Raw genomic sequence first — 21,091 nt, 5'->3', positions numbered from 1 at the left:
TCCCCCGAATTCTAGGGAATTAAAAATGTTTCCATTCTAACCCTTGCGTGTCAAAGTTAAATTGCCCTTTGCCATAGTTGTAAAAGCTCGCTTCTACAATTAGTTTTTTCGACTTTTTCAGTTTATCGACAAAAGTTTTCATCGCTTTTGCATTTTCGATGAAAAGTGTGTCATTGCTACCGCCATCAGAACCAACCATTCGATAGCTTTCCAATTTACCATCATCAAATTTCACAGTAATTTTACAGCTATCAATCATACAGCCATTAAACTGTCCATGAATGCTGAAAATGACATCATTGCCATATTTTGGGTCTTTGCGTAACGTCAAATGCATTGAAGAAGTATTGTATGGGAAGCCAAAATCAACAATGTTGTTGGATGAAAGCGTAGCCCTGTATGTAATAGCATTGCGCAACTCATCTTTTTCTTGCTCATATTCCCATTTGGATTTCTCTATTTTTGCTTCATCAGCCTTAGCTTCTTTTTTTACAAAAAGCTCGTCATAACACGCCAAGCGTTTAGCATTGTCTTCAATTTTTCCGCAACTTTCGCCTGTTTCGGTCGCATAGGCAAAGACCGGGCATAGGCATAGGGTAAGAAATAGTTTTTTCATACAACCTCCAATCACTCATGATTAACCATTTTCTCTGAAATCACAGATTGATGATGTGATCAACGTCTCAAATCTTAATAATGGCAAATCAATAGTATAAAAAACAAGCAAATAGAAAATATCTAACTAATTGAAATTTAAGAGGTCTTAAAATTTATTTAAAAAAACTTAAATTTTGTCTTGATTTATATTTTAAGTTTTCTTAAACTTAACGCATCAAAACAACGCACCTAGCATAAAACGAGAAGCAGAGATGGTGCAACGCTCTTTAAAAATTTGAAACAGGTTAGTGATGGGTAAGAAAATAGCTACTCCGTAGAGTAGCTCACTTGATTAGAAATGCTCGCCACAAAATGTCGCAATAAAAGATTGGTAACAGGTTAATTGAGTATCGTCTTTACCGCCAAGTTGAATGGTAGAACGTTTATAAGCAATACGGCTAAGTGCTCCTGAAATAGCATTATCCGTTGAGCTGTACTCAAACAAGATTTCAGCAAGTTCATCGTTTGTCATACTGGTATAGCGATGAATAACAGCGGAATAACGGTTTGTCGCAATACGAGAAGCAACGGATTTTTCTCCAAAGCGATAAACCAATGAAAGCGTACTCAGTAGAGCTAAAATCAGACCAATGCCAATGGTTATATTGAGGTTTGGGAAATATCGACCGAGATCGCCAATAATGGCAGAAGAAAGCAAAAGCTGAATCACTGTCAAGAGATTGTTTATTCTAGCATTAAAGTGATAGTGCAGATTTTCTAAGTTGTAGCTGTAATACAGTTCAAAAACTAAATCTTCTCGACTTTTCCCATTCATTTTCAAATCCTCATCTTGGTTTAGGTGGTGGAGTCGGTTTTGGCGGAATATGCCCCCGCTCCTCTCTTTCTCTCTTCATAATGTTTTCCTCATAATTTAGTTGTGGCGAAAACATTATATTCCTCAACGTTGTGGCAAACAAGAGGGCTTGAGCCTTACAAGCATAAAGAAAGGCGCTCATCACTAACCTGTTTCGAGTTTTAGACAATTTGGTAAAAAAACACTCTAGCGTACTGCCGTTCGGGAGAACCGCCAGCGTTAAGTAGACAGCCTTAACCCGATTAGAGTGATGAAATGTCGTAATCAGCGATAGTGAGGCAGTGAATCCACACGGTAACGGCATTTTAACAACGACCGCATAGTTCAATCGGATAGAGCAACTGCCTTCTAAGCAGTGAGTTGAGAGTTCGACTCTCTCTGCGGTCGCCATTCAAAACCGCATTTAGAGATCCGCTAAAGGTCTGGGTAATAGCGCTGTTACCAAATCAAGGATAACTAAGCCAGAGCTAAGTGCGGTTCTGAATGGCAACAAACAAAAGGAGATACTCCAATGACAAACCAAACAAAAAAACCGCATCATTTTGAAATTTCAATGAAAATTGAAATGGATGGGCAAACAGTCCAATTAGAGAATTATGCCTTTGATACACCAGAAGGCACCCAATCCTATGAAATACAGGAATTTATTAGTCGCTTCATCCGTCCTTTTACTGAAGCAGAAATAAAGCGACTTGAACGAGAGAAGCGACAACAATTAGATAGCAAATTCAAAAACAACGAATCGCTTTAAAAACCTAATTCTTCATCGGTTGAAAAACCAATAGACGCATGATAAATGCGATCCGCCAAGGCAAACAGATCACTGACTAATTCAGCCTGTTTGTCGTCATCAACAGCACGAGCAGATACTTTTTCACTTGCAAGTAACGTTGCTGCCGCTTGGATTGCTTGTGGATAGGTTAAACGCTTATTCATAAGAAACTCCTGATATTGATTATGTGGAAGTATCAATATACCACGTTTGCGGTCGTGGCTAAATAAACCGCAATCATAAGGAGATAAAAAATGAGCATCGAACATTTACGTATCCAAATGACACGCTACTACGAAAATTGGCGGAATACCGGCAATCTCCAATCTTGGCAAAAAGGTTGGGAAGCGCAATGTGCCTTAATGGCAAAATTACAGGACCTTCATTATGCGTAGACATATTACTTTATTTTCGTTATCACTGATTTTTGCAGTGGTGCTGTCTTTAGATGGTTGTGAGACTTCGCCGGTTTTACCGAAAACAAGCTGCCATCTGTGTGAATTTACCGAACCTTCATAGGAGAAAGAATGGCAGATTGGATTTATATTGATGAACAAAAACCGGAACAAAGCGGAAAATATCTTGTTGTCGCTTCGGTTAAAGAATTTCAGTATAAGAAAACCACACTGAAATATGTCTTTTTGAATGAATGGGATAACAACGCCAAATCATTCACATACGACAAACAGATCGCCAAACGTGGGCGATTAAAGGCAGAAGAACGAATTTATGCGTGGTTGCCTTATAAGCAACCGCCATTACCTAAATCTAAGCAGTAGGAGACAAAATGTCAGGTATCAATAAAGTCATTATTGTAGGTCGTTTAGGTAACGACCCCGAAATGCGCACAATGCCAAACGGCGACCCGGTCGCAAAAATCAGTCTTGCAACCAGCGAAAGTTGGACGGATAAAAACACCGGCGAGAAAAAAGAGCAAACCGAATGGCACACCGTGATAGCGTTCCGCAAACTCGCTGAGATTATGGGGCAATATCTCAAAAAAGGCTCGCAAGTCTATATTGAGGGCAAACTCCGAACACGCAAATGGCAAGCGCAAGACGGCACAGACCGCTACACTACGGAAATTATCGCCGACAAACTCGAAATGCTCGGCAGTTCGCAAGGTGGCAACAGTAACAACAACTGGGCTCAAGAGCCACAGGGCAAGCCAAAGCAACAAGCAAAACAGAAAGAATGGGACGGTTATGCGGATGATGAGCGTCAAACGGATAACTTTGATGATGAAATTCCGTTTTGAGTTTAAGGGCGTCATTACGCCCCTTTCTGCGATTGCTTAAACAGCTCAACGGCTTGAGCAATTAACAATCCTTGAGAAATACCGCACTGCTTGGCTAACAACTCAATTTCAGCCACTAACGTTTGCGGAAGTTTATAGGTTTTGGCTTGCATACCTTTCTTTGCATCACTGCGAGCCACAATCTCACTTCTTGACAATGCCATAATAAATCCTTAATATTGATTTTGAAGAGCAGGGAGATTTCTCCCCCTGCTTAGTTCATTCAACTTAGTACGCTGGCAGGCTAATTACTAAGAGAATGATAACTAGGATAATGCGGTAAAGCATATGTTATCCCTCCAAAAGTCGGTGTGATTAAAGGTCTGCACCGGCTCGTCTTCAGCACCATTGCTGAAAACAAGTGTATTATAGATTAGTGTACTAACAAAATCAAGAACTTTTTAGAAAAGCCATCGTTTTTACGGTGGCTTTTTTATTGCAACATTTTCACCAAAACCAACCGCTTGTCGCAATACAGGCGGTTTTTTATTGCAAGGAAATCAACAATGACAGAACAAACACAAAAGAAATACGAACTACTCAAAGACGATACAGTAAACTATCGCGGTAGAACGCTCTACCGCATTAAAGCACTTATTACATTTGGTGCAGTTGTAGCAGGCGAATTGGGAGGCTATATCGAAACCGAAAAAAACTTAGACCATAGCGGTAATGCTTGGGTGGGCGATGATGCTCAGGTGTACGGTAGTGCTCGGGTGTACGGTAGTGCTGAGGTGTACGGTAGTGCTGAGGTGTACGGTAATGCTCGGGTGAAATCTTTTGCGGTTATCTCTGAACGGAAGATGATTTTTTGGGCAACCAATGTGGGTTCAGAAAATGGAACGCTTACTGTCTTTAATGGAAAAGATGGGTTAATTGTTACCCGAGGTTGCTTTACAGGCACAGTAGATGAGTTTTTATCAAAATCAAAAGAAGTCCACGACGACAAAACTCATCACGAATACAAACTGCTGATCGAAGTTGCTCAAAGCAGAATTCTTAACTAACTCGCTATCTAGGCGGTTTTTTATGGAGTGAATACATGACAGAAAATATTGAGCCTTATTTGCAACCTCAAAAAAGGCAGATCATCGCAGATAAAGACAAAGAACAACAGTTGCTTAAAATGGCAAAAGAACATTATGAGTCCTATGCGGATGTAGCGAAATTTGCTGACGCCTTAAATCTGCGTGCTGGCATTGTGTACCTGACGTTAAAGTATCACGGTTTTATCAAACAAACGGAGACAACACAATATCGTGTGCTTGATAGTTATTATCGACACAATGGCGACCTTAAAGAAATCACAAAAGATGTTGGCTTAACTGTATGGATTGTGGCAAAAACCCTTGAGCAGTTAAATTTATCTCCAAACTGGGCAAGCTATAAAGACCGTGCCGAAACCGGTTTAAAAGGAGATTGGGCGGAAAATGAATTTAAACGTTTAGTCCCTTCTGCTATTGATATGAATATGCAGTATCAAATGAATAATCCTCGTTTTGATTTTGTTGTAAACAACAAAGAGATTGACGTGAAGTATTCTTCGGTTAGGAAAGTTGGATGCTCGAAGCAATATGCTTTAAGATACGATCCGGATAACTTACCGGATTTCTTTTGCCTTTTTGCTTCAGATGATGAGGTTGAAAAAAGCGATGACCCACCAAGTGGTTATCGTATCCTTTTACTTCCTAAAGAGATATTGCCTAAAAATAAAACCCAAATAAATATCAATTCAAATCCGGATAACGAAAGAGCCTCAAGTTCAATGTATTGGGATTTTGCAGTAGAGCCTGCGGCACTATCTGCGCTTTTGGAGAATATCTGATTTGGATGAATTACTCTCTATTATTCAAACAATGGGGCGTAAACATGACAATTTAAGAGTTTTTCAAGACTTTGTTGAAATCTGCACTTGTGCTATTAGCAACCCCTTTCAAGATCGTGATGATAGATACTTCTCCATTAAATCACGCTACACCGATGATGAGATGTATCAATTCCATCAAATGGGGCAAATCCTCCTCAATCTCTTAGAGCAAAAGCCTCAAGATGTGTTAGGGCAATGCTATATGAAGCTACAGATTGCCAATAAACAACGAGGACAATGTTTTACGCCTATTTCCACCGGTCAAGTGATGGCAAATATGCTTATTGCACCAAGCGAAATAAACGAGAAAGGCTATTTCACGCTGAACGAGCCAACTTGTGGAAGCGGTGCTTTGATTATCAGCTTTTGCGAAACGTTAAAATCGCAAGGCTATAACCCACAGCAACAATTACTCGTTATTGCGCAAGATATTGACTTAAAAAGTGTTCAGATGTGCTATGTGCAACTTTCACTCTTGGGCATATCCGCCATCATTCAACACGCAAACCCTATTGCAAATAATGTAATAGATACCTACTACACACCACTCTATTTATTACAAAGGAACCGTTATGAACTTAAACCCATTCTACCACCTACGACGCTATCGTGAACTTGAAGAGCGAAACAGCAATTTAGTTAAACGTGTTGTAAGCCAATCAGAAAAAATCGACCAACTCAAAAAAGAGAAAGGTTCTCTGGAAAGTAAAATCGTTGCATTACGCAAAGAAATTATTGAGAAAGATAACCGTATTATCCAGTTAAATAACATCATCACACCAAAAGCCGTGATTAGCGTATCAAAAAAGCGAAAAGAAAAAAGACGAGGTATTAAATGACAACAGAACTCATTGCAGAACGTTCCGCCACGCACGGCGATTTTATCCAAGGTTCAGAAATCTTCGCACAGCTAACCAAACCTATTGAACACGCTTGGCAAAATAAACAAATCGATAATTGCCAGCATTATGCTCTTACGATGATTATGGCAAAAGTAACACGCATTTTAGGCGGTAACAGCCACTTTGCAGATCATTGGGTCGATTTAGCCAACTATGCGCATTTGGGTGGACGATTGAATTTGTGTGTTGAAGATGAAACCGCCTAGTGCGGTTTTGTTATTTTAAGGAGATAAGGAATGAAAGCTAAAGACATTCCTATTCTTTCTGTCATATCGCTAAAAAATAACCCATACAAACCTAATGTTAGGTTTACCACCGCTAGCGGTAGAATTACAGCCGTAACGCCAAAATCAATAAAGTACACGCCGGCAACCGAAAGAAAATGGGTGAGATGGTTTATTTTAGAATGTTATGAGGAAGCAAAGTATATCAACGATGAATGGAATTTAATTTTTTTGGAGTATGCAGCTAAAAAGATTGAAGAAAACATTAAATGGCGTTGGACGCCATCGGATGACCACTTGTACCAAGACTATTTAACGAGGACAAAATAACCAACACAGCCCACAAACGTGGGCTTTTAATGCTTATTCCCCCGATACAATGCACATAAAGCCTTGATCGCCTGTGGACGAGAAACACCCATTTCAGCACAAATGGCATCAAATTCATCGGCAACTTCCGAAGGTAATTGCATTAAAATACGGCGTGCCTTACCTTCTGCTAAGGCTTTATCATTTAGTCGGCGTGAAGTTTCCGCACGAAGTTTTCGAGAATGTTCTGTTTGAGCGTTTGCCATTTTTACTACCTTTGGTTGATTTTAAATACGAAACGTTATAATATAGAGGAACTGCCTAGCGGTGAGGGCAAATTCACCGCTAGGACTTTTAGCTATCTATCTAGTAAGCGGGCAAACTTACTAAGATTAGAATAACTAGGATTAACAACTTAAGATACATAATCCAGTTCCTATTGTTACCGCTCTCTTGAAGGGCGGTTTCTTCATTTTCAACCCTTCGCTGAAAACAAACATATTATATAAATAATAAAAACAAAACACAAGTATTATTTATATAATTTATTGATATTGACAACCGCCCCCCATTCAGTTTAAACTACCCCCCACTTTCAACAGAAAGTCGGGTATTGCAGTACCTGAATACATAAGGCGGAAATAATGATAGTCGCCTAATGGCGATTTTTTTATAGCCGAAATCTAGTCAAATCAAACCTTTCAAAGGTACCCCCAAATTGGGGAACCCTTTTAAAGTAGTCAATGATGGGCTGGTTAAGGAGATCGAAAGATCTGCCGTCTTCCTTGTGTAACGGTTACTGCAAACCTTAGCCAGTTCATCACCAGTTATTGCAGTAGCTTGTGATGAGTTTTAAAACAAACACAAGGACAATAAAATGACTACATTAACATTTCAAAACACTACTCTTTCGGTTATCAATAAAAACAACCACACATTCTTAACAGCAAGCGATTTAGGTACAGCATTAGAATACGCTGATCCTACAAAAGCCATCGTAAAAATCTACGACCGCAACGCAGACGAATTTACCGCAGAAATGACCGCACTTATCGAACTGCAAACCGCAGGCGGAAAACAACAAGTCCGTGTCTTCTCATTACGTGGCGCACATCTCATCGCAATGTTCGCCCGCACCAAAGTCGCCAAAGATTTTCGCAAATGGGTGTTGGATATTCTCGACCGTGAGATTTCGCAAAACGAACAACAAAACCAACCGCTTGTAAAACCCGAAGTCCGCTATCCGGCATCGTTTACCGGTGCGGAAATCTACAGCCTCGTTTGGCTACTTATCTCACACCGCAATATGAACGACCTACTAGGCGAACTCGAACAGCCCCTAGCAGCCATCGGCTCAAACTTTCATCCTGCGGTGTACAGCCATCATCGAGAATACAAACGCCTCATTGATGAAAACTTACCAATCCTTAAACGCCTCATCGAACCGTTTAAGGAAAGCAACCCAATTGAATTTGAGCGTATCAAATCACGCCTAAAACTTAATTAAACCCAAAACCCAACCCCGACCGCACATTGCAAAAATCGTGCGGCGGTTCCCCACACCCAAATTAAGAGAAAATGACGATGAAATACGCAAAAATCCTACTATTTTTAACCGCTTTCTACCTCGTAGCCGACCACCTCGAGTTATACAACGACTGTGACGGCTACATCTGCGAAACCCGAAAATAATCCACTTAGGAGAAAAACAATGAAACAACTTATCCAACAAATCGAACAATGGGCGGAAGACCGCAATCTGATTAAAGGCTCAACGCCACAAAAACAACTCTTCAAATTTGCCGAAGAGCTAGGCGAACTCTTCGCAGGACACAACAAAAACGACAAAGAACTGATTAAAGACAGCATTGGCGACTGTTTTGTCGCGCTAACCATTTTAAGCGCCCAATTTGGTTATCACTGCTTAGATAATGACATTCTTGAAGCCTACGAATGCTACCAATTCCCGCCCGAGAAATTTTCCGGCACCACAAATTTAAATTTTCTCTTAAGCTGGACAGGAAACCTCGCCAGTGCTTTAGAATACGAAGAAATAGCCGACCCTTTTGAACTTATTGGATTGTTGGCTTATAACTTAATGCATTACGCCTACGGTGCAGGATTTGATTTCTACGATTGCGTAAAACACGCCTACGACCAAATCAAAGACCGCAAGGGAAAAATGATAGATGGTGTGTTTGTTAAAGAGGAAGATTTATGCGATTAGAAGCAGAAAAATTTACCAAAATTCTCTCTCATCTTCAGGGAATTTGTACAACCTTAGGCTATGAAGATATTAAATTCCTTTGTTGGCTAGAAAAAGAAGAGGGCAATATGGAATTTGTATTGGAAGATGGCAAATCAAACCAACGATTGAGTTTTATTTTACCTTTTAAAAAAGCCTAAGAGAATGGATCAACGAACAAGTCTAGCGAAAGCTAGGTTTTTGGAAGTGAAAGAAATGCAGCAAACGCTAACAATGAAAGAAACAGCCGAATATCTCGGTTGCCATTACCAAACGGTCTATAAGCACCGCCAAGAATGGGGATTTTTCAAAATGAAAGGTTCAAAAATTTGGCGTGTGCTGAAATCAGATCTTGATCTTCATAAAGAAAAAGCGAATAATCCCGACCGATTAGCTCTGTCGGTCGAAGAGGAAAAACTATGTCGATCTACAAAAGAGACCAAATCTATTGGGTTGCTTTCACAACGCCAAGCGGTAAGAGAATTAGACGCTCTACTGGCACAACGGTAAAGAAAGAAGCCCAAGAGTTTTATGACAAAATCCGAGCTGAAATGTGGCGATTAGATAAGCTAGATGAACAGCCTGATTATCTATTCGAGCAAGCCTTACTAGACTGGCTAAAACAGTCCGCAGGGCTTGCCGACCAAGCAACGAAAAAACGGCATGCTATTTACTGGCGTTCCAAATTCGCAGGGCGTGGATTAAGTACGATAACAGGAGCGGAAGCAGTTAATGCCTTACCCAAAGTGAGCCAAAGCACAGGTAAGCCATTATCCAATGCAACGCAAAATAAGTATATCAAATCGCTCGCACGGATTTTCAGCCTTGCTTATCAAGCAGGTTACATAGATAAAGTACCGCATTTTCCAAAGAAAAAAGAACCGCCTATTCGTGTTCGCTGGATAACCCAAGAACAAGCTAGACGGCTCATTTCGAATATCGGTACAGATTGGATGAAAGCCATCTGTTCTTTTGCTTTAATGACAGGAGCAAGAAGAACAGAAATTCTCACAATGACGTGGGATAAAATTGACTTTGATCGCAAAATTGCCATCGTCAGCAATGATATTGCTAAATCGGAAAAAGCAAGATCGCTACTACTTAATGACGAAGCAATAGAATTGCTCAAAAACCAAAGGGAAAAACACGGCAAATACAGCAAATATGTTTTCGTATCAGCTCGTGGTAATCCTGTTGATGATATTAACAGAAAAACCTTTGATAGAGCAACAAGACTTACAATGTTACAAGACTTCCACTTTCACGACTTACGCCATACTTGGGCAAGTTGGCACGTTCAAGCTGGAACGCCTTTATTCTCATTGAAAGAATTAGGCGGCTGGGAGACGTTAGAAATGGTCAAGAAATACGCTCACTTAAATGCCGATCACTTAATGGCACACGCAGGTAGCGTAAAATTCGTGACACAATTTTGACACAATCCCAAAACGTAACACAAAAAAGCAATGTTACTTATAAGGCTAAATGATTGATTTCAAAAGGTTTTGAATGGCACGCCCTAAAGGATTCGAACCTTTGACCCACGCCTTAGAAGGGCGTTGCTCTATCCAGCTGAGCTAAGGGCGCATAGTTTAAAGAATATATTATTTTTAGATAGGAATTTCTGAAAATAAGTAAGAGTGGTCGGCGAGATAGGATTTGAACCTACGACCCACTGGTCCCAAACCAGTTGCGCTACCAAGCTGCGCTACTCGCCGATAAGTGAGTACCATTATAATTTGATTTACTCTATTGTCAAATTATATTTATGGATTGAGAGTTAACTGATTGAAGTTTATACACTTTAGGAAAAATAGCTTATCAAAGCAGTAAAAATTTGAGAGAATAGCAAACGTTTACGTCATTCTTCAACGCTCATAGGAGAGTCATTTAATGCCTGCACAAATTATTTCTGGTACTAATTTATCAAAACAGATTAAAGCGAATATATCTACACAAATAAAAACATATATATCTGAAGGTAAAAGAGCCCCGGGCTTGGCTGTTATTCTTGTTGGTTCAGATCCTGCATCTCAAGTCTATGTAAATAGTAAGCGTAAAAGCTGTGAAGAAATAGGGATTTTTTCAAAATCTTATGATTTGCCAGCTGAAACAACGGAAGCAGAACTATTACAGCTAATTGAGCAATTGAATTATGATGAAAGTGTAGATGGTATTTTGGTACAGTTACCTTTACCTAAACAGATTGATTCAACAAAAGTAATTGAAGCTATTTTGCCTCATAAAGATGTAGATGGTTTTCATCCTTACAATGTTGGTCGTTTATGCCAGCGTATTCCGACTCTACGCTCATGTACGCCTTATGGAGTAATGAAATTACTCGAAACTACGAATATCGATTTGCATGGAAAGCATGCGGTAATTGTAGGTGCTTCAAATATTGTTGGGCGCCCGATGGCTATGGAGCTATTATTAGCAGGTTGTACCATTACTGTAACTCATCGTTTTACCGAAGATTTAGAATCTCATGTTCGCCAAGCTGATATTTTAGTGGTGGCAGTTGGTAAACCAGAGTTTATTCCAGGTTCATGGGTTAAATCTGGTGCCATTGTGATTGATGTTGGGATTAATCGCAACACAGATGGGAAATTAACGGGCGACGTTGAATATCAGGTTGCTGCAGAAAAGGCTAGCTTTATAACACCTGTACCAGGTGGAGTCGGACCTATGACTGTTGCGATGTTAATGCAAAATACGTTACAAGCGTATAGAAATCATTTATTTTTAGCATTGGAAAAGGCATAGCAAAAGCAGTTTATTAATATAATGTCACGATTATGTAGCTTTATGTCGCTACATAATATAGAACATTGATAGCTAGGCATTATTTACATTGACAAACACCATTACAAATATCGCCATGTAAATTATGATGGTGGTTATGATGATGAGAATAAAAAGCGACATTTTTAGCGAACTGATCGCCAAAGAAATGGATAAAATGCGGATCATTTGTCACCATCTCAGGCGTGCCGGCACAGCAAATGTGGCGGTTTACGCAGAGCACTTCGTCTGTATTCGCCATTACGATATTTAGATCATGAGAAACCATAAGAATGGCGCAATTTAACCAATTACGAGTATTGTTAAGTAGCTGGTAAAGTTCTGTTTGGCCATTTATATCCACTCCTTGCATTGGTTCATCTAAAACTAGAAGTTGTGGGCGATCTAAAATGGCTCTCGCTAATAATACGCGTTGTAGTTCTCCACCCGAGAGTTTTTGCATGCTATTATTTGCAAGATGTTCAATAGAAAATAAACGTAGGGCTTCAGCAATAGCATTTGATGTACAGCGCGGTTTTAATGATAAAAACTTAGTTACCGTAATAGGCATTGAGTGGTCAAGATGCAGTTTTTGTGGCACATAACCGATTTTTAGCCCTTTTTTGTGTTCAACAACGCCCTGAGTTGGTGCGAGTAATTTGAGCAAGACTTTAAGTAAGGTCGATTTCCCTCCGCCATTAGGGCCGACAATGGTTGTGATTGAGTTAGCGTGAATGGTTAAGTTGATGTTTTGTAAAATGTTATTGCCATTAAAATTGACATTGATTTCTTTTAAATGAACCAAAACATCGCCTTTGTTTGGCGTTAAGGTTGCTTGTTGTTTAGGCATGATTTTGTTAATTCGCATGACAGATAAGAGATAAATACTAATAAGCAGTCAAATTAGCGGATTTTTCTGTAAATGACAAGATGGAATTTTTCTTTTACAATCTTGCTAGAAAATTTTGTAAAGATTTAAGAATAAAGCGAGAGATATTTTGCAACATGTTATTTTAGCTAGGGATCGTAGAAGAAAAAAGAAAAGAATAAAAATTTTCTTATTCTTACTTGCGATGCTTTCGGTTTGTATTGGGATAGCCCTTTCATTTAAAGATAAGGCATCCTTACAAACACCAGAACAAGAAAAAGTCGTAATTTTGGATGATATAGAAGGAAATCAAGTTGATGATCAAGTTGAAACAGTGGAGGGCGTTTCAGAGACATTTGCTGGTTTGGCAGATAAAACGGCAGAAAGTGTGCCAGCTATTATAGAAAAAGAAAGTGTGACAAACGAAGCTGTTCCTAATGATGATCAAGCTGATGAGCAGGAGCAACATGTTCAGGAAGAAGATGTCAATGCAACATCTTATGATGATGAACTCGCTTCAGAAGATGATGAAGAATCTGAAAATGGTATAGTGGAAGCTAAAAAATCACTAGAAAAATTACCGGAAGAAGCAGAAAAAGTGATTTCAGAGGTTATTGATATTGCTGATGAAGCTCTGCGAATTCAAGATCAATTTAGCTATGTTGTGACCAAAGGGGACAAATTAAGAAATGTTTTAGAACAATCAGGCTTAGGTAGTTCGGTAGCTAAAGCATTGATTCGTCAATATCCAGCATTAGGAGATTTAGACGCAGGGCAACAATTCTACTGGATTTTGGATAATCACGGTGAATTGGAATATATGAATTGGTTGGTTTCTGAAAAAGAAGAACGAATTTATGAAAGACAGGAAAATGGGAAATTTTCATATCAGAAGATTGAAAAAGAAGGTACTTGGCGCCAAGATGTCGTAAAAGGTATTATTCAAGGAAGCTTTGCTTCGAGTTTAAAGAATGTGGGGTTGTCTGATCGCCAAGTAAATCAACTGGCAGTTGGATTGCAATCACAAATTGCAACCAGCAAACTTAAAAAAGGCGATCGGTTTGCGATATTGGTTAAACGTGAATATATCAATAATACTGTAACTGATGTTGGTAATGTTGAAGGTATTTTGATTGTTAGTGGAAATAAGCGTTATTATGCTATTCAGGCAGATAATGGTCGTTATTACAGTAATTATGGAGAAAGCTTAACGAGAGGTTTTGCTCGTCATCCATTATTATCTGCAGTAAGAATTTCATCGCCTTATAACCCGCGCCGCTTACACCCCATCACTAAGCGAGTAAGACCGCATAATGGTGTTGATTATGGTGTACCAACAGGAACGCCAGTTATTGCTCCAAGTGATGGTGTTGTAGAACATGTTGCTTATCAAGCAAGAGGAGCTGGGCGTTATATTAAAATTCGCCACGGGCATATTACGACTGTATATATGCACTTAAGCAAGTCGTTAGTTAAAGTTGGTCAATCGGTTCGTAAAGGAGAGCGTATTGCATTATCGGGAAATACGGGGGGATCAACAGGGCCTCATTTACACTATGAATTCCATATTAACGGCAGACCGGTTAATCCAATGACAGTAAAATTACCAGGATCTAGTTCTGGTATGGAAAATAAAGAACGTAAAAATTTCTTAGCTCGAGCGAAAAGCATCGAAGCAAAATTAAAACTTTAATACAAGGAATCATTAATGAAGAAAACTCAATGGGCTATGTTAAGCCTTGCATTTGTTATCAATCAAGCCATGGCAGATGATGCAAATTTAAAAAATACTTTAGAAAAAATGGGCGCAACCAATGTGAAAATCATGGACTCAGCTATTCCGGATTTTCGTATGGCAACTTCAAATGAAGGTGTGGTTTATATTAGTAAAGATGGTCGTTACGTCTTAAATGGGCAAATTCAAGTGCTAGAGTTAAAAGATGGGAAAGCTACCGATATTACTCATAAAGCGCAGATGAGTGAATTAAATGCACTAAGCAATGAGATGATTGTCTATCCAGCAAAAAATGAAAAACATGTTGTTACGGTGTTTATGGATATCACTTGCCATTATTGCCATTTATTACATCAACGCATTAAACAGTATAACGAGCAAGGCATAACTATCCGTTATTTGGCTTTCCCTCGTGGCGGCATGAATACCCAAACGGCTAAACAAATGGAAGCCATTTGGACATCTGAAGATAAATTGAAAGCGTTAAATGATGCGGAAGAAGGGAAATTACCAAGCACATTGAAAACCCCAAATATTGTAAAAAAACATTATGAGTTAGGGATTAAATTTGGTGTAACAGGAACGCCTTATATGGTAACGGATAAAGGAGAAGTTATTGGCGGATATGTTGAACCCAATGCATTGGCAAAAATGTTAGCTGAATAAATTTCTCCAAAATCATTTGGACACAAGCGGTTTGATTTTGTAAAATTTTTGCAAAATTAAACCGCTTTTTTAATAAGAATTTATTGTGCAAAAAATTATTAAACAACGTCCTGTATTAACGGATCTTCAATTATCGGAACACCCTCTACTAAATCGGCTATACCAGAGTCGGGGGGTGCAATCGACAAAAGAGTTAGAACGAACGCTTCAACATTTACACCATCCACAACAACTTTCTGGTATAGAGCAAGCAACTGACTTATTAGTTGAGGCTTATGAGCAACAAGCTAACATTATTATTGTCGGCGATTTTGATGCTGATGGCGCAACAAGTACGGCATTAATCTTGCTTGCCTTACGTCAAATGGGGTTCCAGCATGTTGAGTATCTTATTCCGGATCGTTTTTCTCAAGGCTATGGTTTGAGCCTTGATATTGCCAATACGATTTTGGAAAAAGAGGTCGATTTAGTTATTACGGTAGATAATGGCATTTCTTCATTTGAAGGCATTGCGTTATTGAAAGAAAATGGGATCAAAGTATTAGTCACCGATCATCATTTACCGGCAGAGCAACTACCTAATGCGGATGCGATGGTCAATCCGAATTTATCTTATTGCCAGTTTCCTTCCAAATCTTTAGCTGGTGTGGGCGTTGCGTTCTATGTGATGTTGGCATTGCGTAGTAAAATGCGCGAGAAAAATTTATTTCAAGGTAAAGAACCTAACTTAGCCGAGTTATTGGATTTGGTTGCATTAGGTACGGTGGCAGATGTTGTGCCTTTAGATCATAATAATCGGATTTTGGTGCACCAAGGTTTAAATCGTATTCGTTCCGGTGCATGTCGAGTGGGCATTAAAGCCTTAGTGGAAGTAGGGAAGCGAGATTTAGAAACATTACAAGCTGCCGATCTCGGTTTTGCGATTGCTCCAAGACTTAATGCAGCAGGTCGCTTGGAAAATATGTCGTTAGGGGTTGAATTACTCACGGCGGATAATATGGAGATCGCTCGCCAATTAGCTTTTGAATTAGATAGCTTAAATCAGACGCGTAAAGAATTTGAACAAGAGATGAAAACGGAAGCATTGGCGATTTGTGCGAAGTTGCCAAGTCTGGCTCAAAAAGAACAAGCACATGGTATTGTTTTGTATCAACCTGATTGGCATCAAGGCGTGATAGGGATTCTTGCTTCTCGAATTAAAGATCAGTTTCATCGCCCGGTTATTGCATTTGCACAAGAAAATGAAGATAGTCCATTTATTAAAGGCTCCGCACGTTCTATTAGTGGGTTACATATGAGAGACTTGTTAGAACGTATTGATAGTCATTACCCTGAATTAATCGTTAAATTTGGTGGACATGCAATGGCGGCAGGTTTGACGATTCATCAAGATAATTTTCTCAAATTTCAAAGAATCTTTGATGAAAAAATTAATGAAATGATTGAGCCGGAATTATTGCAAGGCATCATTTATACGGATGGTGAATTGCAAGCGGATGAATTTACGCTAGAAATTGCAAATTTATTGCAGCAAGCAGGCCCGTGGGGGCAGCATTTCCCTGAACCAACTTTTGAAGGTGACTTTCGAATTTTACAGCAAAGACTACTAGGTGGAAAACATTTAAAAATGATGGTAGAAAATGAAAGAGGAATGTTACTGGATGCAATTTGGTTTAATATTGATGTCAGAGCATTTCCTGATATGTCAGTAAAAAAAGCTAAAATAATTTACAAACTTGATATAAATGAATTCAAAGGTAATAAAAATTTACAATTGAGGGTGGAAAATGTAATAATATCGTAATTGCTGCACATATATGTAGAATTTCATAAATTTGTATTGTACAATCCGTAAGCCTCATATCCCTAGGTGGGTTCATGAGTCCTTGAATAAAGTTTTTACCTAGATAAGGAATAAATGATAATGAAAAAAGCAACTCTTTTTCGCGGTTTGTTATTATCAAGCGTTGCTGTTGCAGTAGCTGCTTGTGGTAACTTAAGCAATGTGTCTGATGAAGGTCAGATTGAAAATCCGGTATTCCCAAAAATTTCAGAATCTGAATTCAACCATGATGGTTCTCAATTCGGTTCTTGGCCTAACTGGGAAAACGTTCGTCAAATCGAACGTGGTATGAATAAAGACCAACTTTATAACCTAATCGGTCGTCCTCATTTTGAAGAAGGCTTATATGGCGTTCGTGAATGGGACTTCGTGTTTAACTATCGTGAAAATGGTGTTCATAAAATTTGTCAATTCAAAATTGGTTTCGACAAAAACATGAATGCACAAAGCTTCTTCTGGTATCCAAATGGTTGTAACGGTAATGCGTCATTCAATTTAAGTGGCGACTTCTTATTTGATTTTGATAAAGATACTTTAACGGCTAAAGGTAAAGAAGTTGTTGATAATGTTGCAGCACAATTGAAATCTTCTAAAGCACAACAGGTTAAAGTTGCAGGTTATACAGACCGTTTAGGTTCAGTAAATTATAACCTAGATTTATCACAACGCCGTGCTAACATGGTTAAAGCTCGTTTAGTTCAACAAGGCGTAACAGCTCAAATTGAAGCTGTAGGTTACGGTAAAGCAAACCAAGTGAAAGCATGTGATGGCGAATCAGGTCAAGCATTACGTGACTGTTTACGTCCAAACCGTCGTGTAGAAATTTCTGCAAACGGTGGTGTTTTAACACAAAGCGAAGGTGGTAATGTGGCAGGTCCTAATGGTCCAGCTCCATTATATCAAACGCCAGCATACAACTCTGGTAAATAATTTACAGTTCTTTAAGAACTGAGTAGAATAAAGGGTAATCTGAATGGGTTACCCTTTATTTTTATATACGGAGAGATTTATGACTTACCAAGCAGTAGCTTTTGATTTAGACGGCACTTTACTTTCTTCACAAGCCACCATTTTAGAGTCAAGTAAGCAAGCTATTCAAAGAATAAGAGAAAAAGGCATTAAAGTTTTTTTTGTAACAGGTCGCCATCATACTGCTGTTCGACCATATTATGCAGAAATTGGATTAGATACTCCCGTAGTTTGTTGTAATGGCACTTATTTATATGATTTTAAGCAAGATAAAGTGCTTGAAGGAAATCCGTTATCCGCGAAGCTTGCTTCACAATTGATCAATCAAGCTCAAGCCGAAGGAATCCATACTGCAGTTTACTTCCGTGATGCAATGACCTATGAACAACTTAACCCACATTTCACTAAATTCAAAAAATGGGTAGATTCTTGTCCTGAATTGGTTCGTCCGGATGTTCATCAAGTTGAAAAATTCCAAAAAGAAATTGATAAAGGTACGTTAGTTTGGAAAGTACTTATCAGTGATCCTGACTTAGATAAAATGCAAAATTTTGTAAAAACATTACCGCTTGATCAAGTTAGTCCGGAATGGTCTTGGATAGATCGTGTTGATATTACGGCAGTAGGGAATAGTAAAGGGGCGATGTTGGCTAAATTACTTGAACGTGAAGGTATTTCTCCTCAAAATGTTGTGGCATTTGGCGATAACTTTAATGATATTTCGATGTTAGAGCTTGTTGGTTTAGGCGTTGCAATGGGCGGTTCAGAAGCGGAAGTTCAGCAACGCGCGAAGAAAACCATTGGATCTCACGATCAAGATAGTATTGCACAAGAACTCACAACATTGTTTAATCTTTAATGAATACGTTTGTCATTAACCCTAAAAATTCAATTGCAAGGCGCATTGGATTATATTTCTTTATTATTATCGGATTTGCCACGTTAATTAGTGGCATTTCTCTTGGTATTATGTGGAGCAATAAATCAGATGCGAGCCTTATCAACGTATCAGGTTCATTACGCTACCAAAGTTATCGTTTTTGGTACGAAATGAACCATGCGCCTGAAAATATTGAATTAAGGCTTGAAGAGTATCGAGCCAGCTTACACTCTCCGGAATTACAAGCATTAAATTCAAGCTATTTATTACCTAAAGAAGTAAAAGCACGCTATCAACGCCTAAAAGATGTATGGGAAGAGATGGCGTTGTATATTCGTCATCAGGATCATGAGAGTTATTTATCTCGCATAGAACATTATGTAAAAGAAATAGATGCTTTTGTCTCTGCCTTGCAGAAGTTTGCGGAGTTTAAACTTAAGATCGCTATTAGTGTTATTGCGATTTCGATGTTGCTTATTATTGCCCTTGCCTATTATGGCATTTGGTATACCCGTAAACGAATCATTAAGCATTTGGATCAATTAGTTCTGGCGAGCCAACAAATTCAGCAAGAAGATTTTGATCATGTGAGCTTAGCCATTAATGAGCCAAATGAGTTGGGCGTTTTATCAAAAACTTTTACACAAATGGTGAGTGAGTTGAAGAAACTTTATACCTCATTAGAGGATAAGGTTGCGGATAAAACACGGCGTTTAACTGCTGTGAATCGTTCAATGATGGTGCTTTATCATTGCTCACAAATTTTGACTTCGAAGCCGGTCAGTAGGACTCTTCTTTTACAAGTATTAGAGAGGGTTCTTGCTAATGAACAATTAAAAGGCATCGCTTTAGAGGTTTATGGGGCAGACTATTGGAATATTACGATTGATACTGACTTATTAAGCGAACAGTGGCAACAATATGAGATTGCAATTGAAAATGAGAAAATTGCTATGCTTCGTTGGAAATCTTCCTTATTGTGTCCAGATGAACGCTTATTACAAAGCGTAGCTGAAATGATTGGGCGTAGTATTTATGTCGTACAAAATCATAAACAACAGCAACAACTCATTCTTATGGAAGAACGATCGATTATTGCAAGGGAGCTACATGATTCTCTCGCTCAATCGCTTACATTCTTTAAAATTCAGATTAGACTATTGCAGCGTAATGGCGAAATAGAACAAGATTGGGAAAAGCAAAAAGCCATTCTTAATGATCTTGAGAAAGCTTTAAATGATGCTTATAGTCAATTAAGAGAACTGCTTTCAACTTTCCGCCTAACTATAGAAGAAGCTAATTTGACCAGTGCGTTGGAACGAATGTTAGATACCTTACGAGCAAGAACTTCTGCACAGATTAGCCTCACTTGTAAGCTACCTTCATTAATGTTTAGCGCGCAAGAACAGGTTCACGTATTACAAATTGTGCGAGAAGCAGTGATTAATGCTATTAAACATGCGGATGCGAGTGAAATAGAGGTTATTGCCGAAACCAATGCCGATGGCGAACATTGTTTAATGATCCGTGATAATGGAAAAGGTATTGAAACAGATATAGAGCCTGAAGGGCATTATGGTTTAACCATTATGAAAGAGCGAGCGACAGAGCTACATGGCGAATTTAAAATCCAAAATCGCTCAGAAGGGGGGGCTTTAGTGATGGTTATTTTGCCTAATATGCTTAGCAAGCGGTAGAATATAAAGAAAATTTTGCATATTTAAGAAGGAAAAGAAATGCGTATACGCAAATCTACGGAAGCCGATTTTGAAACAATTTTAGCTATTTATAATCAAGCCATTCCAACCCATCAAATTACGGCAGATCTTGAGTTGGCAACAACAACTAATCGCCGTGCATGGTTTGATTTTCATCTATCAAGTGAAAAATATCCCATATGGACAGTGGAAGATGAAGAAGGGATTGCTGGCTGGTTCAGTTTTTCGCCATTTTATGAGCGGCCCGCTTTTATCCATACTTCAGAAATCAGTATTTATTTAGATGGAAAAGCAAAAGGAAAGGGCTACGGTTCAGTGATCATTCAATTTATGCAAGCAGAAATGTTAAATCATGGTATTCATACTCTGATGGCATATGTGTTTGAAATGAATGAAGTGAGTCAGAAATTAATGTACAAACATGGTTTTGAGCAATGGGGACGTTTCCCGAATATAGCCAATATGGGGAAAGATGAGCAAGGGCAAGATAAGTGGCGAACCTTGTTAATGTTATCTTTCCAAAAGATTTAGGAAAAGACTG

30 protein-coding genes and 3 tRNA genes are annotated in these 21,091 nt (G+C 38.8%); 25 read left to right on the top strand and 8 right to left on the bottom strand.

Features of this window, described 5'->3' with window-relative positions; translation table 11 throughout:
- Positions 1–19: 19 nt before the first annotated feature.
- A complete protein-coding gene (locus tag AM305_RS04105; protein WP_005823362.1) occupies positions 20–616 on the bottom strand; it encodes a hypothetical protein in 597 nt (198 codons plus the stop codon).
- A gap of 333 nt (positions 617–949) precedes the next feature.
- Positions 950–1,432 carry a hypothetical protein gene (locus tag AM305_RS04100; RefSeq protein ID WP_005823361.1) on the bottom strand — a complete coding sequence of 161 codons (483 nt, stop codon included), beginning with the start codon at positions 1,430–1,432 and terminating at the stop codon, positions 950–952.
- Positions 1,433–1,784: 352 nt separating this feature from the next.
- Between AM305_RS04100 and AM305_RS04095 the strand changes: the two genes are divergently transcribed.
- Positions 1,785–1,861 (top strand) — tRNA-Arg (locus AM305_RS04095).
- A gap of 121 nt (positions 1,862–1,982) precedes the next feature.
- Positions 1,983–2,222: a hypothetical protein gene (locus tag AM305_RS04090; RefSeq protein WP_005823359.1), complete on the top strand. Its 240-nt coding sequence runs from the start codon at positions 1,983–1,985 to the stop codon at positions 2,220–2,222.
- Here AM305_RS04090 and AM305_RS12325 read toward each other — a convergent pair.
- Positions 2,219–2,512 (bottom strand): hypothetical protein, encoded by a 294-nt coding sequence (locus AM305_RS12325; protein ID WP_150084935.1) that lies wholly within the window; start codon positions 2,510–2,512, stop codon positions 2,219–2,221. The two genes, AM305_RS04090 and AM305_RS12325, sit on opposite strands and share 4 nt — an antisense overlap.
- On the opposite strand from AM305_RS12325, the gene AM305_RS12430 reads away from it, so the two are divergent.
- The 4 genes from AM305_RS12430 to ssb are packed head-to-tail and all read left to right on the top strand — an operon-like array spanning position 2,498 to position 3,501.
- Positions 2,498–2,638: a hypothetical protein gene (locus tag AM305_RS12430; RefSeq protein ID WP_005823357.1), complete on the top strand. Its 141-nt coding sequence runs from the start codon at positions 2,498–2,500 to the stop codon at positions 2,636–2,638. The genes AM305_RS12325 and AM305_RS12430 overlap by 15 nt on opposite strands.
- Positions 2,631–2,762, top strand: coding sequence for a hypothetical protein (locus AM305_RS12865; RefSeq protein WP_272941017.1), 132 nt, complete (start codon positions 2,631–2,633; stop codon positions 2,760–2,762). The genes AM305_RS12430 and AM305_RS12865 overlap by 8 nt, the downstream gene beginning before the upstream one ends.
- A gap of 8 nt (positions 2,763–2,770) precedes the next feature.
- Positions 2,771–3,022 (top strand): hypothetical protein, encoded by a 252-nt coding sequence (locus AM305_RS04080; protein ID WP_005823356.1) that lies wholly within the window; start codon positions 2,771–2,773, stop codon positions 3,020–3,022.
- Between the two features lie 8 nt (positions 3,023–3,030).
- Entirely contained in the window at positions 3,031–3,501 is a 471-nt protein-coding gene (ssb, locus tag AM305_RS04075) for a single-stranded DNA-binding protein (RefSeq protein WP_005823355.1), read from the top strand.
- A 14-nt stretch (positions 3,502–3,515) separates the two neighbouring features.
- On the opposite strand, the gene AM305_RS04070 is transcribed toward ssb, so the two are convergent.
- Positions 3,516–3,704: a hypothetical protein gene (locus AM305_RS04070; protein ID WP_005823354.1), complete on the bottom strand. Its 189-nt coding sequence runs from the start codon at positions 3,702–3,704 to the stop codon at positions 3,516–3,518.
- 342 nt (positions 3,705–4,046) lie between these two features.
- Here AM305_RS04070 and AM305_RS04065 point away from each other — a divergent pair, with 342 nt between their 5' ends.
- Genes AM305_RS04065 through AM305_RS04040 form a run of 6 tightly spaced genes read left to right on the top strand, consistent with a single transcriptional unit; the run spans position 4,047 to position 6,863 of the window.
- Positions 4,047–4,547: a hypothetical protein gene (locus AM305_RS04065; RefSeq protein WP_005823353.1), complete on the top strand. Its 501-nt coding sequence runs from the start codon at positions 4,047–4,049 to the stop codon at positions 4,545–4,547.
- Positions 4,548–4,582: 35 nt separating this feature from the next.
- On the top strand, positions 4,583–5,365 hold the full coding sequence (locus AM305_RS04060; RefSeq protein WP_005823352.1) for a hypothetical protein: 783 nt from the start codon (positions 4,583–4,585) through the stop codon (positions 5,363–5,365).
- A 1-nt stretch (position 5,366) separates the two neighbouring features.
- Complete coding sequence (locus tag AM305_RS04055; RefSeq protein WP_005823351.1) at positions 5,367–6,020, top strand: N-6 DNA methylase; 654 nt, start codon at positions 5,367–5,369, stop codon at positions 6,018–6,020.
- Positions 5,980–6,246, top strand: coding sequence for a hypothetical protein (locus tag AM305_RS04050; RefSeq protein ID WP_005823350.1), 267 nt, complete (start codon positions 5,980–5,982; stop codon positions 6,244–6,246). The genes AM305_RS04055 and AM305_RS04050 overlap by 41 nt, the downstream gene beginning before the upstream one ends.
- Complete coding sequence (locus tag AM305_RS04045) at positions 6,243–6,515, top strand: DUF6378 domain-containing protein (RefSeq protein ID WP_005823349.1); 273 nt, start codon at positions 6,243–6,245, stop codon at positions 6,513–6,515. The genes AM305_RS04050 and AM305_RS04045 overlap by 4 nt, the downstream gene beginning before the upstream one ends.
- Before the next feature lie 30 nt (positions 6,516–6,545).
- On the top strand, positions 6,546–6,863 hold the full coding sequence (locus AM305_RS04040) for a hypothetical protein (protein ID WP_005823348.1): 318 nt from the start codon (positions 6,546–6,548) through the stop codon (positions 6,861–6,863).
- A gap of 26 nt (positions 6,864–6,889) precedes the next feature.
- Here the strand turns inward: AM305_RS04040 and AM305_RS04035 are convergent, their stop codons facing one another.
- Positions 6,890–7,108, bottom strand: coding sequence for a hypothetical protein (locus AM305_RS04035; RefSeq protein WP_005823347.1), 219 nt, complete (start codon positions 7,106–7,108; stop codon positions 6,890–6,892).
- 611 nt (positions 7,109–7,719) lie between these two features.
- Here AM305_RS04035 and AM305_RS04030 point away from each other — a divergent pair.
- The 5 genes from AM305_RS04030 to AM305_RS04010 all read left to right on the top strand — a co-directional run bounded on the left by AM305_RS04030 (position 7,720) and on the right by AM305_RS04010 (position 10,523).
- Positions 7,720–8,349, top strand: coding sequence for a P22AR C-terminal domain-containing protein (locus tag AM305_RS04030; RefSeq protein WP_005823346.1), 630 nt, complete (start codon positions 7,720–7,722; stop codon positions 8,347–8,349).
- 204 nt (positions 8,350–8,553) lie between these two features.
- Positions 8,554–9,069: a MazG-like family protein gene (locus tag AM305_RS04025; protein WP_005823345.1), complete on the top strand. Its 516-nt coding sequence runs from the start codon at positions 8,554–8,556 to the stop codon at positions 9,067–9,069.
- Positions 9,060–9,248 carry a hypothetical protein gene (locus AM305_RS04020; RefSeq protein ID WP_005823344.1) on the top strand — a complete coding sequence of 63 codons (189 nt, stop codon included), beginning with the start codon at positions 9,060–9,062 and terminating at the stop codon, positions 9,246–9,248. Before AM305_RS04025 ends, AM305_RS04020 begins: the two co-directional genes overlap by 10 nt.
- A 4-nt stretch (positions 9,249–9,252) precedes the next feature.
- On the top strand, positions 9,253–9,597 hold the full coding sequence (locus tag AM305_RS12730; protein WP_237698368.1) for a helix-turn-helix domain-containing protein: 345 nt from the start codon (positions 9,253–9,255) through the stop codon (positions 9,595–9,597).
- Positions 9,507–10,523 carry a tyrosine-type recombinase/integrase gene (locus tag AM305_RS04010; protein WP_035293864.1) on the top strand — a complete coding sequence of 339 codons (1,017 nt, stop codon included), beginning with the start codon at positions 9,507–9,509 and terminating at the stop codon, positions 10,521–10,523. Before AM305_RS12730 ends, AM305_RS04010 begins: the two co-directional genes overlap by 91 nt.
- A 74-nt stretch (positions 10,524–10,597) precedes the next feature.
- On the opposite strand, the gene AM305_RS04005 is transcribed toward AM305_RS04010, so the two are convergent.
- A tRNA-Arg gene (locus AM305_RS04005) sits at positions 10,598–10,674 on the bottom strand.
- A gap of 54 nt (positions 10,675–10,728) precedes the next feature.
- Positions 10,729–10,805, bottom strand: a tRNA-Pro gene (locus tag AM305_RS04000).
- A gap of 175 nt (positions 10,806–10,980) precedes the next feature.
- Here AM305_RS04000 and folD point away from each other — a divergent pair.
- Positions 10,981–11,853 (top strand): bifunctional methylenetetrahydrofolate dehydrogenase/methenyltetrahydrofolate cyclohydrolase FolD, encoded by an 873-nt coding sequence (gene folD / locus AM305_RS03995; RefSeq protein ID WP_005823341.1) that lies wholly within the window; start codon positions 10,981–10,983, stop codon positions 11,851–11,853.
- Positions 11,854–11,932: 79 nt separating this feature from the next.
- On the opposite strand, the gene znuC is transcribed toward folD, so the two are convergent.
- Positions 11,933–12,721, bottom strand: a complete 789-nt coding sequence (gene znuC / locus AM305_RS03990; protein WP_005823340.1) for a zinc ABC transporter ATP-binding protein ZnuC — start codon at positions 12,719–12,721, stop codon at positions 11,933–11,935.
- A 223-nt stretch (positions 12,722–12,944) separates the two neighbouring features.
- Between znuC and mepM the strand changes: the two genes are divergently transcribed.
- The 7 genes from mepM to AM305_RS03955 all read left to right on the top strand — a co-directional run bounded on the left by mepM (position 12,945) and on the right by AM305_RS03955 (position 21,081).
- A complete protein-coding gene (gene mepM / locus AM305_RS03985) occupies positions 12,945–14,432 on the top strand; it encodes a murein DD-endopeptidase MepM (protein ID WP_005823339.1) in 1,488 nt (495 codons plus the stop codon).
- A 15-nt stretch (positions 14,433–14,447) separates the two neighbouring features.
- Positions 14,448–15,140: a bifunctional protein-disulfide isomerase/oxidoreductase DsbC gene (dsbC, locus tag AM305_RS03980; protein WP_005823338.1), complete on the top strand. Its 693-nt coding sequence runs from the start codon at positions 14,448–14,450 to the stop codon at positions 15,138–15,140.
- A gap of 85 nt (positions 15,141–15,225) precedes the next feature.
- Positions 15,226–16,944 carry a single-stranded-DNA-specific exonuclease RecJ gene (gene recJ / locus AM305_RS03975; RefSeq protein WP_005823337.1) on the top strand — a complete coding sequence of 573 codons (1,719 nt, stop codon included), beginning with the start codon at positions 15,226–15,228 and terminating at the stop codon, positions 16,942–16,944.
- Positions 16,945–17,064: 120 nt separating this feature from the next.
- Positions 17,065–17,913: an OmpA family protein gene (locus tag AM305_RS03970; protein WP_005823336.1), complete on the top strand. Its 849-nt coding sequence runs from the start codon at positions 17,065–17,067 to the stop codon at positions 17,911–17,913.
- A gap of 79 nt (positions 17,914–17,992) precedes the next feature.
- Positions 17,993–18,811: a pyridoxal phosphatase gene (locus tag AM305_RS03965; RefSeq protein ID WP_005823335.1), complete on the top strand. Its 819-nt coding sequence runs from the start codon at positions 17,993–17,995 to the stop codon at positions 18,809–18,811.
- Entirely contained in the window at positions 18,811–20,529 is a 1,719-nt protein-coding gene (gene narQ / locus AM305_RS03960; RefSeq protein ID WP_005823334.1) for a nitrate/nitrite two-component system sensor histidine kinase NarQ, read from the top strand. Before AM305_RS03965 ends, narQ begins: the two co-directional genes overlap by 1 nt.
- Before the next feature lie 39 nt (positions 20,530–20,568).
- Positions 20,569–21,081: a GNAT family N-acetyltransferase gene (locus AM305_RS03955; RefSeq protein ID WP_005823333.1), complete on the top strand. Its 513-nt coding sequence runs from the start codon at positions 20,569–20,571 to the stop codon at positions 21,079–21,081.
- The last annotated feature ends 10 nt before the right edge of the window (positions 21,082–21,091 follow it).

Source organism: Actinobacillus minor NM305 (assembly GCF_000175195.1).
Lineage (GTDB): Bacteria > Pseudomonadota > Gammaproteobacteria > Enterobacterales > Pasteurellaceae > Haemophilus_A > Haemophilus_A minor.
The sequence above is the reverse complement of the archived record's forward strand: the minus strand, read 5'-3'. Positions and strand labels throughout refer to the sequence as shown.

Coding starts and splice junctions, on each gene's coding strand:
- AM305_RS04100 (WP_005823361.1), bottom strand. CDS start 1,432: ATGAATGGGAAAAGTCGAGAAGATTTAGTTTTTGAACTGTATTACAGC.
- AM305_RS04065 (WP_005823353.1), top strand. CDS start 4,047: ATGACAGAACAAACACAAAAGAAATACGAACTACTCAAAGACGATACA.
- AM305_RS12865 (WP_272941017.1), top strand. CDS start 2,631: ATGCGTAGACATATTACTTTATTTTCGTTATCACTGATTTTTGCAGTG.
- AM305_RS04020 (WP_005823344.1), top strand. CDS start 9,060: ATGCGATTAGAAGCAGAAAAATTTACCAAAATTCTCTCTCATCTTCAG.
- AM305_RS04030 (WP_005823346.1), top strand. CDS start 7,720: ATGACTACATTAACATTTCAAAACACTACTCTTTCGGTTATCAATAAA.
- AM305_RS04090 (WP_005823359.1), top strand. CDS start 1,983: ATGACAAACCAAACAAAAAAACCGCATCATTTTGAAATTTCAATGAAA.
- AM305_RS03965 (WP_005823335.1), top strand. CDS start 17,993: ATGACTTACCAAGCAGTAGCTTTTGATTTAGACGGCACTTTACTTTCT.
- narQ (WP_005823334.1), top strand. CDS start 18,811: ATGAATACGTTTGTCATTAACCCTAAAAATTCAATTGCAAGGCGCATT.
- AM305_RS12730 (WP_237698368.1), top strand. CDS start 9,253: ATGGATCAACGAACAAGTCTAGCGAAAGCTAGGTTTTTGGAAGTGAAA.
- AM305_RS04060 (WP_005823352.1), top strand. CDS start 4,583: ATGACAGAAAATATTGAGCCTTATTTGCAACCTCAAAAAAGGCAGATC.
- AM305_RS04105 (WP_005823362.1), bottom strand. CDS start 616: ATGAAAAAACTATTTCTTACCCTATGCCTATGCCCGGTCTTTGCCTAT.
- AM305_RS03955 (WP_005823333.1), top strand. CDS start 20,569: ATGCGTATACGCAAATCTACGGAAGCCGATTTTGAAACAATTTTAGCT.
- dsbC (WP_005823338.1), top strand. CDS start 14,448: ATGAAGAAAACTCAATGGGCTATGTTAAGCCTTGCATTTGTTATCAAT.
- AM305_RS04080 (WP_005823356.1), top strand. CDS start 2,771: ATGGCAGATTGGATTTATATTGATGAACAAAAACCGGAACAAAGCGGA.
- ssb (WP_005823355.1), top strand. CDS start 3,031: ATGTCAGGTATCAATAAAGTCATTATTGTAGGTCGTTTAGGTAACGAC.
- AM305_RS04040 (WP_005823348.1), top strand. CDS start 6,546: ATGAAAGCTAAAGACATTCCTATTCTTTCTGTCATATCGCTAAAAAAT.
- AM305_RS04035 (WP_005823347.1), bottom strand. CDS start 7,108: ATGGCAAACGCTCAAACAGAACATTCTCGAAAACTTCGTGCGGAAACT.
- AM305_RS12325 (WP_150084935.1), bottom strand. CDS start 2,512: ATGTTCGATGCTCATTTTTTATCTCCTTATGATTGCGGTTTATTTAGC.
- AM305_RS04025 (WP_005823345.1), top strand. CDS start 8,554: ATGAAACAACTTATCCAACAAATCGAACAATGGGCGGAAGACCGCAAT.
- AM305_RS12430 (WP_005823357.1), top strand. CDS start 2,498: ATGAGCATCGAACATTTACGTATCCAAATGACACGCTACTACGAAAAT.
- AM305_RS04010 (WP_035293864.1), top strand. CDS start 9,507: ATGTCGATCTACAAAAGAGACCAAATCTATTGGGTTGCTTTCACAACG.
- mepM (WP_005823339.1), top strand. CDS start 12,945: ATGCTTTCGGTTTGTATTGGGATAGCCCTTTCATTTAAAGATAAGGCA.
- AM305_RS04045 (WP_005823349.1), top strand. CDS start 6,243: ATGACAACAGAACTCATTGCAGAACGTTCCGCCACGCACGGCGATTTT.
- AM305_RS03970 (WP_005823336.1), top strand. CDS start 17,065: ATGAAAAAAGCAACTCTTTTTCGCGGTTTGTTATTATCAAGCGTTGCT.
- AM305_RS04050 (WP_005823350.1), top strand. CDS start 5,980: ATGAACTTAAACCCATTCTACCACCTACGACGCTATCGTGAACTTGAA.
- AM305_RS04070 (WP_005823354.1), bottom strand. CDS start 3,704: ATGGCATTGTCAAGAAGTGAGATTGTGGCTCGCAGTGATGCAAAGAAA.
- folD (WP_005823341.1), top strand. CDS start 10,981: ATGCCTGCACAAATTATTTCTGGTACTAATTTATCAAAACAGATTAAA.
- znuC (WP_005823340.1), bottom strand. CDS start 12,721: ATGCCTAAACAACAAGCAACCTTAACGCCAAACAAAGGCGATGTTTTG.